This window comes from Rhodococcus sp. 14-2470-1b, from assembly GCF_002259415.1.
Lineage (GTDB): Bacteria > Actinomycetota > Actinomycetes > Mycobacteriales > Mycobacteriaceae > Rhodococcoides.
Genome location: NZ_NPFY01000033.1, coordinates 38042 through 52402, shown reverse-complemented (window position 1 = coordinate 52402; position 14361 = coordinate 38042). Strand labels below are relative to the sequence as shown.

Annotated in this window: 16 protein-coding genes and 1 pseudogene; 4 read left to right on the top strand and 13 right to left on the bottom strand. The window is 62.0% G+C overall.

Features of this window, described 5'->3' with window-relative positions:
* The 3 genes and pseudogenes from CH293_RS28670 to hxlB form a co-directional block, all read right to left on the bottom strand.
* Positions 1–135, bottom strand: a pseudogene (locus tag CH293_RS28670) (S-(hydroxymethyl)mycothiol dehydrogenase); the annotation flags it as partial.
* A gap of 54 nt (positions 136–189) precedes the next feature.
* On the bottom strand, positions 190–819 hold the full coding sequence (gene hxlA / locus CH293_RS22820; RefSeq protein ID WP_037112944.1) for a 3-hexulose-6-phosphate synthase: 630 nt from the start codon (positions 817–819) through the stop codon (positions 190–192).
* A gap of 43 nt (positions 820–862) precedes the next feature.
* Entirely contained in the window at positions 863–1444 is a 582-nt protein-coding gene (gene hxlB / locus CH293_RS22815; protein ID WP_094721573.1) for a 6-phospho-3-hexuloisomerase, read from the bottom strand.
* A gap of 130 nt (positions 1445–1574) precedes the next feature.
* Here hxlB and CH293_RS22810 point away from each other — a divergent pair, with 130 nt between their 5' ends.
* Positions 1575–2864 (top strand): LuxR C-terminal-related transcriptional regulator, encoded by a 1290-nt coding sequence (locus CH293_RS22810; RefSeq protein WP_094721572.1) that lies wholly within the window; start codon positions 1575–1577, stop codon positions 2862–2864.
* A 12-nt stretch (positions 2865–2876) separates the two neighbouring features.
* Here CH293_RS22810 and CH293_RS22805 read toward each other — a convergent pair whose 3' ends face one another.
* From CH293_RS22805 to CH293_RS22795, 3 genes are read right to left on the bottom strand one after another with little or no spacing between them, the layout of a single operon-like run.
* Positions 2877–3650: a 2-keto-4-pentenoate hydratase gene (locus tag CH293_RS22805; protein WP_217900782.1), complete on the bottom strand. Its 774-nt coding sequence runs from the start codon at positions 3648–3650 to the stop codon at positions 2877–2879.
* Entirely contained in the window at positions 3647–4840 is a 1194-nt protein-coding gene (locus CH293_RS22800; RefSeq protein ID WP_094721571.1) for a luciferase family protein, read from the bottom strand. The genes CH293_RS22805 and CH293_RS22800 overlap by 4 nt, the downstream gene beginning before the upstream one ends.
* Positions 4841–4870: 30 nt before the next feature.
* Positions 4871–5446, bottom strand: coding sequence for an NADPH-dependent F420 reductase (locus tag CH293_RS22795; RefSeq protein WP_094721570.1), 576 nt, complete (start codon positions 5444–5446; stop codon positions 4871–4873).
* A 91-nt stretch (positions 5447–5537) separates the two neighbouring features.
* On the opposite strand from CH293_RS22795, the gene CH293_RS22790 reads away from it, so the two are divergent.
* The gene (locus CH293_RS22790) at positions 5538–6026 is read left to right on the top strand and encodes a MarR family winged helix-turn-helix transcriptional regulator (RefSeq protein ID WP_037112933.1); all 489 of its coding nucleotides are present in this window, start codon (positions 5538–5540) and stop codon (positions 6024–6026) included.
* On the opposite strand, the gene CH293_RS22785 is transcribed toward CH293_RS22790, so the two are convergent.
* Complete coding sequence (locus tag CH293_RS22785; protein ID WP_037112931.1) at positions 6023–6373, bottom strand: hypothetical protein; 351 nt, start codon at positions 6371–6373, stop codon at positions 6023–6025. The two genes, CH293_RS22790 and CH293_RS22785, sit on opposite strands and share 4 nt — an antisense overlap.
* Before the next feature lie 101 nt (positions 6374–6474).
* Between CH293_RS22785 and CH293_RS22780 the strand changes: the two genes are divergently transcribed.
* Positions 6475–7074 carry a TetR/AcrR family transcriptional regulator gene (locus tag CH293_RS22780; RefSeq protein WP_037112930.1) on the top strand — a complete coding sequence of 200 codons (600 nt, stop codon included), beginning with the start codon at positions 6475–6477 and terminating at the stop codon, positions 7072–7074.
* 165 nt (positions 7075–7239) lie between these two features.
* Positions 7240–8172, top strand: a complete 933-nt coding sequence (locus CH293_RS22775) for a LysR family transcriptional regulator (protein WP_241483912.1) — start codon at positions 7240–7242, stop codon at positions 8170–8172.
* A 12-nt stretch (positions 8173–8184) separates the two neighbouring features.
* On the opposite strand, the gene CH293_RS22770 is transcribed toward CH293_RS22775, so the two are convergent.
* The 6 genes from CH293_RS22770 to CH293_RS22745 are packed head-to-tail and all read right to left on the bottom strand — an operon-like array spanning position 8185 to position 14200.
* On the bottom strand, positions 8185–9174 hold the full coding sequence (locus tag CH293_RS22770) for a cyclase family protein (RefSeq protein ID WP_176460093.1): 990 nt from the start codon (positions 9172–9174) through the stop codon (positions 8185–8187).
* Entirely contained in the window at positions 9171–10145 is a 975-nt protein-coding gene (locus CH293_RS22765) for a fumarylacetoacetate hydrolase family protein (protein WP_037112929.1), read from the bottom strand. The genes CH293_RS22770 and CH293_RS22765 overlap by 4 nt, the downstream gene beginning before the upstream one ends.
* Positions 10142–11080: a VOC family protein gene (locus CH293_RS22760; RefSeq protein WP_037112928.1), complete on the bottom strand. Its 939-nt coding sequence runs from the start codon at positions 11078–11080 to the stop codon at positions 10142–10144. The genes CH293_RS22765 and CH293_RS22760 overlap by 4 nt, the downstream gene beginning before the upstream one ends.
* Positions 11077–12096 (bottom strand): amidohydrolase family protein, encoded by a 1020-nt coding sequence (locus CH293_RS22755; RefSeq protein WP_094721569.1) that lies wholly within the window; start codon positions 12094–12096, stop codon positions 11077–11079. The genes CH293_RS22760 and CH293_RS22755 overlap by 4 nt, the downstream gene beginning before the upstream one ends.
* Positions 12093–13217 carry an FAD-dependent monooxygenase gene (locus tag CH293_RS22750; RefSeq protein ID WP_094721568.1) on the bottom strand — a complete coding sequence of 375 codons (1125 nt, stop codon included), beginning with the start codon at positions 13215–13217 and terminating at the stop codon, positions 12093–12095. Before CH293_RS22750 ends, CH293_RS22755 begins: the two co-directional genes overlap by 4 nt.
* Entirely contained in the window at positions 13214–14200 is a 987-nt protein-coding gene (locus CH293_RS22745) for a fumarylacetoacetate hydrolase family protein (RefSeq protein WP_037112921.1), read from the bottom strand. Before CH293_RS22745 ends, CH293_RS22750 begins: the two co-directional genes overlap by 4 nt.
* Between the last annotated feature and the right edge of the window lie 161 nt (positions 14201–14361).

Below are 14361 nucleotides of genomic sequence, written 5' to 3'. Positions count from 1 at the left end.
ATCGGTATGACAGACCCCACACGCGGCGATCCTCACCACGACATCGTTGGGACCAGGATCAGGAATAGTGACCTGCTCGATCGAGACCGGCTCACCCTTGGCCTTGGCAACGACAGCACGCACAGTTTGCGGCATCGAATCTCCTTCTTGGTTCTTGTGCGTCCGAATATAGCTGTGCATCTACGCTTTTCAGCTGGACAAGGCATCCCGGAGAGCCTTGGCGGCAGCAGCAGGATCCTCGGCGCTGTAGATCGAGCCACCCGCAACAGCGATCTCGGCGCCGGAATCACGAACTGCGACGATGGTGTCGACCTTGACGCCACCGGCGATGGAGAACGGAACGCCCGCGATCTTGCCGTCGTCGAGCAATGCCTGAATCGAGTAGCCCGGTTGCGCTTGCTCGTCGAGACCCGCGTGTAGTTCGACGAACGCGACCCCGAGCTTCGAGAGTTCACGTGCCCGCTCGACGCGGTCCACGACACCGATCAGGTCGGCGGCAACCTTCTTGCCGTGCTTGGTGCCGGCTTCGACTGCGCCTTTAACTGTTGCGTCACCTGCAGATCCGAGCACTGTGACGATGTCTGCTCCTGCTGCGAATGCGATGTCTGCTTCCAAAAAGCCCGCATCGGCGGTCTTGAGGTCGGCAAAAACTTCCTTGTCCGGGTGTGCGGCCTTGATGGCGCTGATGACGCGCAGACCTTCACTCTTGATGAGCGGGGTGCCGAGTTCGATGATATCGACGTACGGTGCCACTTTGTTGGTCAGCGAGAGTGCGTCAGCGGTGGTGAGTAGATCCAACGCAACCTGAAGCTTTGTCATGATGATTCCTTCTGAGAGAGTTGATATTCGGGTTTCGAGCACTTCATCCGATGGTCGCGTGGCGAGCCCACAATGTTTCCGCGGTTTGCCCGCTCTCGACCCACATGGAATGGAAGAGTGCATCGAATGCGAGGAGCACGGATTGTTCGAACAGGCTGCCCGCGTACTGAGTCGTGACAGTGCCACTTCGGTCCAGTTTGTCGGCGGCTTCGATGGTCAGTACGAGGGTGGATGTGTCTGCCAGGAGGGAATCGGCTGCCGTGGTCACAGCGATCACAGATGCACCGACGTCGAGTGCGGTGCGAGCCGCGGCGACAACCGTCGTCGTCGTACCAGAGCCGGATACCGCAATGACCACGTCACCCTGCGCGACGGCAGGTGCAGTGGACTCTCCGGCAACATGGACAGTCAGCCCGAGGTGCATGAGTCTCATGGCGGCCATCTCCGAGGCCAACCTGCTTCGTCCGTTTCCGATGACGAAAACTGCTGTGGCATCACCGATGATTCGAGCAGCACTGCGCCAGGCGGCGTCATCGAGTTGGGCCAGTACTCGGGCGTTCTCGTCGAGTACACGTGTACGTGCCGCCGAGAACGTCTGTGCGAATTCGCTTGTCGTCGATCCCATCGAGAACCTTTCCGTGTGTGTACGACTCCAGGTTGCCCCTACGCACCGTCGGAAGAACTCCGCATTATGGCCAGACCTCACTGATCGAATGGCCAGTACTCGGCCAGTGGCCTAGTACTAAGCTCGTGTCATGGCAACACCCTCGACGCCGATCGACTCCGCTGCGACGGAGTTGTTCAGAACCGTTCGCGACGTCGTGTCCGGACCCCTGGTCGAGATCGCCTCACGGTTTTCCGCATGGGTGGGCACCGACTACCCTCATTCGGCCCTGATCATCTTCACCAGGGAATGCACCGGGCGACCCAGGAAAGTCAGTGGCGATCCGACCATCGTCGACAGCACCACGATTGCCGAACTCGATGCGATCAAAGAGTCGCTTTCACCGGAGCAGCCTTCGATGGACAACAGCGCTGCACTGGGAGGCGAGCTGCGCCGGATCGCCGCGCTGCTCGACGACGCGACCGGAACATTGCTGGTACTGGTTCCGAGACCGTCTGCACAGAGATTCGACATCCATTCGCGAACCGGCGCCGCGTTCGGCTTGGTGGCTACAGCGATCCAACAGCAAGTGATCCAAGCGTCGCCCGCCTATCTTGCTGAATCACTGGCGGCGTCCAGCGAACGTGCACGAGCGATTTCCGAAATGGTCGATGTGCAGGCGGGGACATTGACATCACTGCTGGCAACCCTGCGATCTAACGATCTCGACGATCGACGGGCCAGGGAGACAGCAAGTCTCACAGCGTCGGCTGCTCTGATCGGACTCCGGTCGACGGAGGAGTCCAATCGAGAACTCGCCCAGGAAGCTGTGACCACGGCGTTCGCGCGGCTGCGTGGCGAGCTAGGTCCACTGCTCGATCAGCAGTCCATAGCCGTCGAGTACGTCGATCCTCCCGCCGACGGTCGGCCGGTGCCTGGGGAGGTCGCGCGCGCCGCACGCGCCGCGGTGAGAACTGTCGCGCTGGCCTACGCCGCACAGCCGGACATACGCCGAATCCGCATTGCCTGGGACTGCGACGGCACAAATCTCCTTCTCGAATTACGCGACGACGGAGGCGGTTCGGTCGATCTCGACGCCCTGTCGTTACAGCTCACGGGCAGGGTACAGACGCTGCGCGGAGAGATCTCGTTCGAATCGACCCCCGGGTGGGGTTCGCGCGTGAAAATCACCTTGCCCCTGGACCCGCCGGCGTCGTTACCGGACGAACAGCTGTTGGCAAATCTGAACGCGCGCGAACTCCAGGTGCTCGGCCATCTGGCAATCGGTAGGCGCAACAAGGCCATCGCGGCTGAGTTGGCACTGAGCGAAAGCACCGTGAAGTTCTACGTCGCAAGCATTTTGAAGAAGCTCGACGTGAGTACCCGCGGTGAGGCCGGTGCCCTGGGGTTGGAGGCTGGTGTCAAAGCTGATCTTCGATGACCGGTGTGCTCGCTAGGTAGCGAAATCCAATGAACCGAGGGTATCGACGCGAAGCGAATACGTGTGACCGGTGCGTAGGGTGACAGCGTCGGTCATCGCACCGGCGAGCACTAACGATCCTGCCGCAAGCACATTGCCGCACGCTGCCACGTGCTCTGCGAGTAGCACCAAGGACCGCAGCGGATCGCCCAGAACGGCTGACCCCGCAGCCTCGTGCACGACCGCTCCGTCCACTTCCACGGCACAGCTGAGCGACGCAAGTGCACCGATGCGGTCGAGTCGGTGCGGTGGGCCGAGGAGCACTCCAGCAGCACTCGTGTTGTCGGCAATCACGTCACCGAGACCGAACCGATAATCGGTGAAGCGGGAGTCGAGAATCTCGGCCCCGACAGTCACTGAGTCCACGAGCATCGCGGCCTCGTCCAGGGTGATCGGCGCCGAGATGTCCTGGGCGGTCACGAATACAATCTCCGGCTCGATGCGCGGCTGCACCCAACGGTGCAGTTCGCGTGTCACTCGAGCTGCCTCGAACAGCATCGCGTCTGTCAGGAACCCGACGATCGGCGTGTCCACGCCCATTCTTCGTTGCTTCGCTCGGCTGGTCAATCCGAGCTTCGCGCCGATCGTTCGCTCGCCGTCTGCCACTCGGCTCCGGTGATCCTCGTCTTGTACTGCGTAGCCCCAATCCTCGGTCAGGCCGGACTCCGTATCGCTGAACGGTTCTACGGTGTGGCCGGACAACCGTGCAGCCGCGAGAATTCGAGCGGCGTTCGCTGCCGCAATCACGCGTCGGCCCCGGCTGCATTGAATGCGAGTCCACTGGATGCAGCACCGTTCGTTGCAAAGACGTAGCTGGCCTCGACGATCTGACCGATCAGCTGAACCTCGTCCTCGTCACGGGGTCCGTAGACCATCACGAAACCGACAGCGAGACGTGTCCCGGCCCACGGATGCATCCGTCCACGTCCGTGAGCGACCAGATCCGCGGCCTGGTCGGCAGGAAGTACGAGATGCAACGAGCCGTCGTACGACGGATGCAGATGCGCGAACTCGCGCGCGGAGGGCACCAGAAAGTTCTCACTGACTGCTGCCCCATCTGCAATCGTCAACGCGCGGGCTCCCGGTACCGAGATGTGCGAGGGACCCACTGCCACACCAGGGAGCACCGCGATGTCGTGCAACAGTCTCTCCTGTAGCGCTGCCGGTGCTGTTTCGGAGAGCTGCTGCTGCGGAATCGACCACGACACGCGTGGATGGCCGCCGCGACGCGCAGACAGTCGTCCACCCGTCACCGTCGGCCAGTCGACATCACTTCGCGGTCCCGGTGTCGGCACCGGTCGACTCGCGATGAAGTGCACTCTGGATGCGATCCACTCCCCCAAAGCCGACACGATCGGGGCGCTCAGTCCATGACCACCCGGGTCGCGATGAGCATCGGCGGGGGCACCCGATTCACTGGTCACGTACTCCCACGTTCGCGAGAGCAACTCAGCCGGAATGACTCGATCGTCGTCGCCCTGTGCGATGAAGATCGGGAGGTGGGCCAGACGGCCCGCGTCGACCGGGACACCCGCGTCGAACGGGAGCGTGCCGTAAAGGATTGCCGCGCCGGCGTAACGGGCAGGGTCATCCAGAGCAAGTCCACCCGCGAACGCCGCACCGCCGCTGAAGCCCACAAGTATCACCGGTCGGCCGGCGGACGAAACGGAGTCCAACCAGCTCCGAAACCATGCCATCGTCGATTCGAGGGAACTGGCGATCGGTCGCCCGATTCCGCGGTTGGCGAACCACGCGAACCCACCCCCTTCGGCGATCGGTGCTCGAACTGCCACATATCGTGGGCCGATCGGCAAGTGCGGGGCGATCGAGATGATGTCTTCATCGTTGGATCCGCGGCCGTGCAGCAGAACTACGAGTGGAGCGTTGTCGTCGGTCGAACCGTAGGTCGAGGTGACGGGATCGGTGTGCTCGTTCATGGGGGTGTCGCTCTCGTCAGTAGGTTTCGGTCACGCAGTGAGGCCGAAGCCGCCTGTCCACGAGATTTTCTCGCGTGCAGCCAGTGTCATCTGCAGAAACCCGACGCTCTCGAGCTCACGCGCACGAGCGAGTGAACCGGCGTCGACGGCCACGAGGCCTGCAGATTCGACGACCTGCGCCAGCGCCGACTTGGCGTCCTCGTTGTCGCCTGCAATCAGCACAGACGTCGGCGCTTGCCCCAGAGTTCCGTCGACGAGGGTGCTTGCGAAGTTCGTGTTGAAAGCCTTGACCACATGGGCGTTCGGGAGCGCTCCAGCGATCTTCGCCGTCGCGGAACTATCAGCCGGAACGGTCAAGGAGTCGAAAGTCTCGAAGTTCACCGGGTTCGTGATGTCGACGACGACTCGGCCCGCGAGCGAGTCGCCACGCTCGGCGATGACGTCATCGAGCGCCGAAAACGGCAGTGCTAATACGACGATGTCTCCGGACACCGGCGTTGCCGCGTCTGTGCGCGTCAGCTCCTGAACCGAGTGACCGCCCTTGGCCGCCAGCTCTCCGATTGCCTTGCCCATGTTGCCGGTTCCGATGATGGACACAGTTGCCATGACGAACTCCTGAGAAACGATTCGGTTGGTTGATGCTTCAACCTTGCGCCCTTTTTGTTGTAGCGTCAAGTAAAAGAGGTACGGTGTGACCATGGACACCAACTGGCTGAACGAGATGGAGCGTGCAGCGTGGTTGCGACTCCTCGCTGTCGTGGAGTTGCTACCCGGGGTTCTGGAACAGCAGTTGCGTCGAGACGCGGGGCTGTCCCACTTCGAGTACTTCGTCCTCACGCGGTTGTCCGAGGCAGACGACCGTACGTTGCGCATGAATGTTCTCGCCCGGCGGACGAATTCGACCTTGGCGCGCCTGTCGCACGTGGTACGACGGCTGGAGACGCACGATCTGATACAACGACGCCCGTGCCCTACCGACGGGCGCGCCACGAACGCCACTCTGACCGAGAAAGGTTGGCACGCAGTCGAGTCGGCCGCACCGGACCACCTCGCTGCAGTCCGCCGCAACGTCGTCGACGCCCTCACCGCAGAACAGCTCCTGCAGCTCCGAGACATCTGCGATGTCCTGCTACCGCATCTGGACCGATCCGGCAGCTTGACCGACCTGTACGACGACCCGCACTAAGCCGACAATTCTCTGCGGCGCATACGCCACCGCGTCCATTTCATCGACAGCACCATCAACCGAGGAACGACGAAGTACGCCGACGTGGGAACCACGATGGCCGTCAAGAGAAGGGCTCTGAACCAGGTGGGCCACGCCCCTGTGATCGGACCGAGAAATGCCATGCCGGACATACCAAGGGTGACGAGGGGGAAGATCGAAATCCAGGTCAGCAGAACCCTGACATGAATCGACGGGGCTCCGGTCGACGCGATCGTCGCCTGTCGGGCGTCACCGACCGGACGCCGTTGTGCTCTCGGCTGAGCGAGATGTTCCAAAACTGCGGAGGCAACCGCGAGCGACTCCATGCAACCGACCTTCCATCTCCAACTGAACAGTTGGAGATGAGCGTATGCCCGGTCGCGTCGAATCTCCAACCGAACAGTTGGAGATGGACTAGAGTGAGCCCGTGGCGTGGGACATCGAAGGTACGAAGCGTTCGTTGCTCGAGGCCGGCACCGGAGAGTTTGCAACACACGGCCTTGCCGGTGCTCGCGTGGATCGCATCGCCTCCGCGGCCGGAATCAGCAAGGAACGCATCTACCAATACTTCGGTAACAAGCAAGCACTCTTCAGCGCCGTACTGAACAAGGAGCTGTCGACGTCGCTCACCGCGGTTGCAATCACCGGACACGGCCCCTCAGCCCTGGCCGATTACGCACGCAGGCGATTCGATTACCAGCGCGCAAATCCATCTTTGACGAGACTGCTGTTCTGGGAAGGTTTGGAACGAGAGCCCTTCCACGCGGACGAATCTCGCCGTGAACACGCCCGAAACCTCGTCGGTGAGGCTCGCGCGGCAGTCCCCGAACTGTCGGAAGCCGACGCCCAAGAGATCCTGATCACCATCATCACCCTGGTCGACGGCTGGGTAGCTCTGCAGGCCACGGACCGGCAGATCGCCGGCCTCCCTTCGGACGAGAACGCACGAGCAGAACGCCGACGCGAGTTCATCGTGGAGGCCGTTCGATCGGTCACATCGACACTTGTGGGCCGGAAACCGCGGTAGTGCACAGACGCGCGCCGGGCACGTTGCGTCCCTGTGTTCGTCTCAGCCGCGTCGAGCCAGAATTCGCTGCGCGACGGTGCAATCCGCCGATCGAGACGTTCGGGGCACATGGCTGCGCGCTCCGAGCAAGCCCTGAGCGATGTCTTCGCGGACTATACTCGGGCAGTGCGAAAGGTCATCGGTGTCTCGAACCTGGATCTCAACCTGCTGGTCTCGCTCGACGCGCTCCTCCAGCACAAGAGTGTGACCAAGGCGGCTGGGCAGCTCGGCTCGAGTCAACCCACGCTGTCGGCGGCACTGGCACGCCTGCGTAGGCATTTCAACGACGAGCTGTTGTACCGCGTCGGAAACGAGTACCACCTCACGCCACTGGCGGCCGAGCTACGCCAACGTGCCAGGCTGGCTCTCGACGGTGTCGAACGTGTGTTTTCAGCTCAGCCGGAATTCGATCCGGCCGAGTCGCTACGCGAGTTCGATGTCCTGGTAAGCGATTACGGCATAACGGTTCTCGGAGACACTCTTGCGAGACTGTTCACCGAGGCTGCACCGCACGCCCGCCTACGCTTTCGACCCACCAGTCCGGATTCGGTCGCGCGCGCCGATCAAACGCTCGTCGGAACAGACCTCATGCTCGTACCGCACGGATTCGTCACCGATCTACCCCACCAGGATCTGTATCGGGACCGCTGGGTCATGGTGGTCTCGTCGGACAACGACACCATCGGGGCCGAGGCCACCGTGGAGGACTTGAAGACATCACCCTGGGTCGTGGTTTTTCATGGAAACTCCGCCGCCACCCCGGCCGACCGCCAGCTACGGATGCTAGGAATCGAACCGCAGGTACAGATCGTCACCGAGAGCTTCCTCACCGTCCCCAACCTCGTTGCAGGCAGCAATCGCATAGCGTTACTTCAGGAGCAATTGGTCAAACTGCTCCCCCTCAATTCAGGTCTACGGACGATGCAGTGCCCGGTCGAGGTCGGAGAGCTGGTCGAAGCCATGTGGTGGCACCCCGTCTACAACCGCGACCCGGAGCACATCTTTCTCCGTGAGATCGTTCTTCGGGCCGCGGAACTGGCCACTCGCGAACTGAAATGACGGTACGAAAGCCTACTTCACCGCGATCGGATTGACCGGTGCTCCGACGGCGCCGGTCACCGGGATGGGAGCAGCGGTGAGGAAGAACTCGAACACACCGTCGGTAGCGCAATCGGCACTCAACTCGTCGAGATCCCACATCTCACCGAGAAACAAGCCGATGTTGGGAATCGCAACCTGATGCAACGGCTGAAACGCCACGTCGAACTCGTTGGGTCGAACCTCGAAGCCCCACGTGTCGGTCGCTACAGCCGCGATCTCACTGTCGTGCAGCCAGTCGGCTGTGGTGAAGGACAGGCCGGGAGCTGCCCCGCCCGCATACTCTCCCCAGCCCTCGCGGCGTACACGACTGAGTTGTCCGGTACGCACCAACACGAGGTCGCCGCGCCTTACTTCAGCGGTGACACCCTGCGCCGAGATGGTGGACTTCAGATGTTCCGTCGTGATGGCGAAGCCATCCGGTAACTCACCGTCCTCACCGAATTGCCTACCCACATCGAGAAGAACACCACGTCCGACTATTCCGTTCGCCACGGTCTCTATGCCGGTAACTCCATCTCCCAGGCTGGTTACGACTGAATCCGCGGGTCGTCCGTTCCACGCAATTCCGTGGTCGAAAATGTGTCCGAGCCCGTCCCATTGCGTCGAACACTGAAGCGGCATGGACACTACATCGTCCGCGCCACCGAGACCGTGTGGAAACCCCTGGATACCCGCGACTGCATCGGTGCCGGTGTCGAGCATCGTATGAACTGGATTCGTTCGCCGTCGCCAACCCTTCTGCGGACCGTCCATATCGAAACTCTGCGACAGCGAGAACGAGACACCCCGCTTGATCAGAGAGCCTGCTGCAGCGCGTAGTTCGTCGGTGACGTAGTTCATGGTGCCGCGAACGTCATCTTCACCCCACTTCCCCCAATTTCGATTGCGCTCAGCAGCTTTCGCAATCTCACCCTCGGGGTCACTACGATCCAGAACGAAAACGCGGTCGGTGCTGGTCATTCGGTGATCCTCTCGGAACGAACTCGTGCGTGGTCGACGATCCGGGCGGGAGGCACAACTGGAACTCGTCGGCTCTCACCGACAGTGTTGGTCAACGTTCCGATACCTTCGACGGTCATCGTCACGATGTCTCCGTGGTGCAGGGGCGGAGGAGATTTCTCTCCACGTCGACCCCACAGCTCGGCAAGACAACCCCCGTTGCCCATGGTTCCGCTGCCCAGTACATCGCCGGGGTGGACCCAGGAGTCGCGCGACGCGTAAGCAACGAGCGAGTCGAAACTCCAACCCATGTTGGCCAACGAATCGTGTCCCGCGCGCTCACCGTTCACGTCTACCGAGCACGAAAGCTCGAGAAACCCGTCTCGATCTCGTCGGTCGGTGAACTCGTCCGCAGTCACGATCCAAGGGCCGAGCGTACTGGCGAAGTCCTTGCCCTTCGCCGGTCCGAGGCCTACTTGCATCTCTCGTCTCTGCACGTCCCTCGCAGACCAATCGTTGAAGATGGTGTAGCCGAATATGTGGTTGCCTGCCTCCTCGACCGACACGCTCGACCCGGATCTACCTATCACGGCAGCCACCTCCAACTCGAAGTCCAGTTCTCGACATGCGGCTGGAGGGCTGATCGTCGAGCCCGAACCGGTCACCGTGTACGGGTTGGTGAAATAGAACCGAGGTGCCTCGTACCACGCCTCGCCGACACCGCCCTCGCCGGACATGCTGCGTCGTACGCCCTCGACGTGCTCTTCGAATGCGACGAAGTCGCGGATCGTTCTCGGCTGCAACGGCGCTCGAAGACTGACCTCGCTCAGGTCCGTCGACGGGCCACCGAGTGCGCGCGAACCGATCTCGAGCGCACGATCCAGACCTCCGTCCAGAAGCGACTGGACGGATTCGTCGATCTGATGCACGCGGTCTGCGTGCACCACGCCGGTCGCTATCCGGCCTCCGAGTTCGTACGTTGCGAACCTCATACCGGCGGCGCCACGAACAGACCCTTGTCCGGGTCGTTGAAGGATCTCTGTGCCACGAACTCGTTCATGGCGTTGGCGGTACCCCACTGATCGGACACCTCGGGAGCCGAGAAATCGAGAAGATGAGGATGCCAGGTGTCTTCGTCGAGGACTTCCAGTTCGGTGGTGTATTCCATCGTGTTGCCATTGGGGTCCAGGAAATACGAGAAGGTGTTGTTTCCGGCTTTGTGGCGCCCCGGACCCCAGATCTTCTCGACGCCGGCCCGCAGCATTCGACCGGTCCCACGCATGTACTCGTCGATACCCCTCAGCTCGAACGACGCATGATGCAACGAGACGTGCGGTCCGCGCGCGATCGCCATGCTGTGGTGCTGCGCGTTGGTGCGCAGGAACCACATCATTTCGCCCATTCGCGGGTGCATGAGGGTATCCGACAATTTGAACCCGAACCACTTGTCGTAGAACGCAACCGTCGCCTCGGGGTTCGGAGAATTGAGCACGACATGCGAAAGCTTGACAGGGATCGACTCACCCTCCTCGACCTTCCGGTGCTGTCGCACAGCCACATCGGCAGATACCTCCACCGTGCGACCGTCGATGTCGAAAAATCTGAATCCGTATCCACCGCCCATCGTGTGCAGTGTTCCCGGTTCGTCGACCAGCTGAACACCACCGACCGCCAACTTTTCGGCCAGACTGTCCACCGCAACGGCGTCGGCGACACCGTAGGACACCAGATCCAGTCGCTTCTCAGCACTGTTTCGGATGCGAACTACGTACTGCTCCGGCGATCCCTCTGCTGCGAGATAGGTGATGTCTCCGTCGGTTCCGACATTCGTCAATCCCCACTGGTTGGTGTAGAACTCCAGCTGCTGCTGGTAATCGGGCACCGCGAGATCCACATGCCGTAGGTGCGTGAACGCGTAGTCGTTCATGAGTCAGCTCCTCTCGAGATCGGTGACAGCCCGAGGCGAGCGGCATTGTCACCGAGAACGGATAGTGTTGTGCGCTCCGACAAGGCTGCCGCGCGTACTTCGGCGACTGGATCCACGGTGCCCATGTCGAACGGATAGTCGGAACCGAGCACGACCGAGTCTGGTCCGACCGCGTCGATCAGAGTTCGAAGTGCGGCGGGGCCGTGCACCAACGAATCGAATGTGACTCGCGGCAGATAGCTGCTGGGTCGGTCGACGCAACGGCGCGCTTCCGGACGCACTGCCCACGCGTGGTCCGAACGACCGACGTACGTGGGTAGATACCCGCCACCGTGCGCAGCGATCAACTTCAACGTTGGATGACGATCGAGTACACCGGCGAAGATGATGTGTGACAACGCTACGGCGTTCTCTACTGGTTGCCCCACCGTGTTGGACAGATAGAAACGATCGAGCCTCTCGTCGAGCGAGCACCCGAAGGGATGAAGAAACACCACCGCGCCCAGCTCGGCTGCTCGCGCCCAGAACGGTTCGAGTCGGACATCCGACAGCTCTACCCCGGGTGCGAAGGACGAGATCTCCACGCCGGCCAATCCGCACGTGACGACGGCGTCGTTCAAAGCCCTCACCATGTCCTCGGGATGCTGCAGGGCGACCAAGCCGAGCCCGACAAGCCGACTGGGCTCCTCGGCGACCAGTGCTGCGATTCCCCGGTTGGCGCTCGCCGTCACGATTTCGGCCAACGTGCGGTCCGCCCAGTAGTGGTATTGCGAGGGTGACGGGGACACGACCTGAACGTCGATACCGGCTCGGTCCATGTCGGTCAGCCGTCGATCGAGATCGGTCAGTTGAGCGGCACGACGCGCGACCATGTCTCGGGACACGGCCTGTGACTCCGCCCCGTTTCGTACTCGGTCGAGTGCTCGGTACGCGTCGAGCCCTGGTTGTCCTGCGACCGCGGCCTCCACCTCGGGCACGATTGCATGGGCGTGAACGTCGATTGTTTCGATACTCACGGTGCCTCGCTTACGAGGGCAGCGACACGCCCCATCAGGCCGGGAATATCGGCATCGGCATCGTGCTCCAACATCCAGGTGCCGATCTGGACCGAGGCTTCGACCACGGCACGAGCCCTCGGCAGCCTCCGAGCGGTGAACGCCTCGAGCACCGTTTCACTTATTTCGTCCGTCGCGAGCACCATCTCGGCGAGAACGAGCGAATCCTCCAGCGCCTGCGCTCCCCCCTGCGCCACTGTGGGCGGACAACAATGTGCTGCGTCACCGATCAGTACGACGCGACCGCGATGCCACGGGCCGTCCAGCACGTGAGTTTCGAACCAGGTGTAATTGACAGTCGCTGGATCATCGATGTGGTTCTTGATGTCGTCCCACGGGCCGTGGTAATTCTGGGCAAGGCCTCGCAACACTTCCAGGCGTTGTTCGGGGCTGGAGCCGGTTCGATCCCGAGCGTCCTCGACGATGTACGCGTACATCGAATTCGGGCCTGTGGGGCAATATCCCGCAATATATCCCGCGCCGCCGTAGATGATGTCGGTACGCGTGACACTGTTCGGGCGTGGTCCGACGAGCCGCCAAATACCCATCCCCGTTGGCTTCGGCATCAGATCGATTCCCACGGCTTTGCGCGTCCACGACCGAACGCCGTCGGCTCCGATCACCAAGTCGTATCGACCCAGTGTTCCATCGGAGAACGTCACATCCACCGCAGATCCGTCCTGAGCCAGGGAATGAGCTGCGATACCGAACCGCATGCGCGCGCCGGCCCGTTCGGCTCCGGCATGCAGGATCGACGCCAGCACCGGCCGCTCCATCCCCATACTCGCGGGCAAATCGGATCCACCGGTACGTGCGTCCTTCATTTCGAACAGCAGCGTCCCCGTCGGGTCGGGTGCCCTGAAGCCGAGGGTGTCGAATCCATACCCGTGTTCACGCACCTCGTCCCATACTCCCAGCTCTCTCAGGACGCGGAGTGCATTGCCTTGCAGCGTTATTCCAGATCCGAGCGCGAGATCGCGCGGGCTCGACTCGACGACGTCGACCGACGCGCCTCCCCGCGCGAATGCGATCGCGGCCGCGGATCCGGCAAGTCCAGCCCCAACGACGAGTACGGATGTCATGACGCGTCCACCACCGGCGTCTGCTGGAATCCGAGCCCGGTGATCGTCGACGTCATGACGTCTCCGTCGCGCAACAGGCGCCCCCAGTGCATACCGTTTCCTGCCGGACTTCCGGTCAGCACGAGGTCGCCGGGAAGCAGTCGAACCGTGCGGGATACAGCCGACACCAGTGCCGCGACGTCGAACAGCATGTCGTTGGTCGATTCGTCCTGCATCACCTGTCCGCCGACCTCGAGCGTCAGGCGCATCGCCGACACCTCGCCCGCGTCACTGCGGGGCACGATCCACGGTCCGAGCGGAAGAAATCCTGGCGCGTTCTTGGCGCGTAACCAGTCCGTCCCGATCTCCGGCATGTCTCGGCGGAACACCAGCTCTCGGGTGGTCAGATCGTTCGCGATCGTGAAACCTGCGACTGCTTCCAACGCTTCGTCAGGAGACAGCTGGTACGAGGAGCGTCCGATCACCGCGGCCAACTCGAGTTCCCAATCGTTCTTCTCGGTGCCGGGCGGCAAAGTGACAGCGTCGTAGGGTCCGGTGACAGCAGACGGTAGGCCCACGAAGAAATAGGGTTCACCCTCGGCTTTCCGCTTGTCCATCATCGCTGCGGTCTCCGCTCGAACCTGCTCTTCGGTTCGTCCGTTCGCGATGTCCGCGTGCTTGACAGCAAGATCGATGACGTGCGTACGGTAATTGGCGCCGGCCTGGAGAATCTGACGCGGTTCGATCGGCGCCAGCACTGTCGCATCGTTCAGATCGGTCCAAGCACCCGAGCTCGATCTCACCGCCTCTCGCAGCAGCGGCAATACCCGGTCCCACTCTTCCAGGACCAGCCGCGTGTGGACGGGAGCGTCGAGTCCGAGCCTCTCTGCGACGGAATCGAGGTCCAGAAGTTTGCCGGACGACAGCACTACCGCGTGCGGCCCGTCCGCGAGCAAGGCCGTACCGAGCGCGAACGACGGGAGAGGTAAAGAAGCAGTATCCACGAAAGATGCCTTCGGTCGAAACAGATGGGGTTGCCCACAACTCTCGTATGCGGTGGCGGCATCGGTCAAAGAGATAATCCAGATACCCGTTATCAGCGAAACCGATAAGCGACGGCAGACGGAGCCTCGAAAACTTGACTCTCCCCCGCAGGGAGGATCGA

Excerpts from the sequence above, each read along its gene's own strand:
- hxlA (WP_037112944.1), bottom strand. The coding sequence starts at position 819 with ATGACAAAGCTTCAGGTTGCGTTGGATCTACTCACCACCGCTGACGCA.
- hxlB (WP_094721573.1), bottom strand. The coding sequence starts at position 1,444 with ATGGGATCGACGACAAGCGAATTCGCACAGACGTTCTCGGCGGCACGT.
- CH293_RS22810 (WP_094721572.1), top strand. The coding sequence starts at position 1,575 with ATGGCAACACCCTCGACGCCGATCGACTCCGCTGCGACGGAGTTGTTC.
- CH293_RS22800 (WP_094721571.1), bottom strand. The coding sequence starts at position 4,840 with ATGAACGAGCACACCGATCCCGTCACCTCGACCTACGGTTCGACCGAC.
- CH293_RS22795 (WP_094721570.1), bottom strand. The coding sequence starts at position 5,446 with ATGGCAACTGTGTCCATCATCGGAACCGGCAACATGGGCAAGGCAATC.
- CH293_RS22790 (WP_037112933.1), top strand. The coding sequence starts at position 5,538 with ATGGACACCAACTGGCTGAACGAGATGGAGCGTGCAGCGTGGTTGCGA.
- CH293_RS22785 (WP_037112931.1), bottom strand. The coding sequence starts at position 6,373 with ATGGAGTCGCTCGCGGTTGCCTCCGCAGTTTTGGAACATCTCGCTCAG.
- CH293_RS22770 (WP_176460093.1), bottom strand. The coding sequence starts at position 9,174 with ATGACCAGCACCGACCGCGTTTTCGTTCTGGATCGTAGTGACCCCGAG.
- CH293_RS22765 (WP_037112929.1), bottom strand. The coding sequence starts at position 10,145 with ATGAGGTTCGCAACGTACGAACTCGGAGGCCGGATAGCGACCGGCGTG.
- CH293_RS22760 (WP_037112928.1), bottom strand. The coding sequence starts at position 11,080 with ATGAACGACTACGCGTTCACGCACCTACGGCATGTGGATCTCGCGGTG.
- CH293_RS22750 (WP_094721568.1), bottom strand. The coding sequence starts at position 13,217 with ATGACATCCGTACTCGTCGTTGGGGCTGGACTTGCCGGATCCGCGGCC.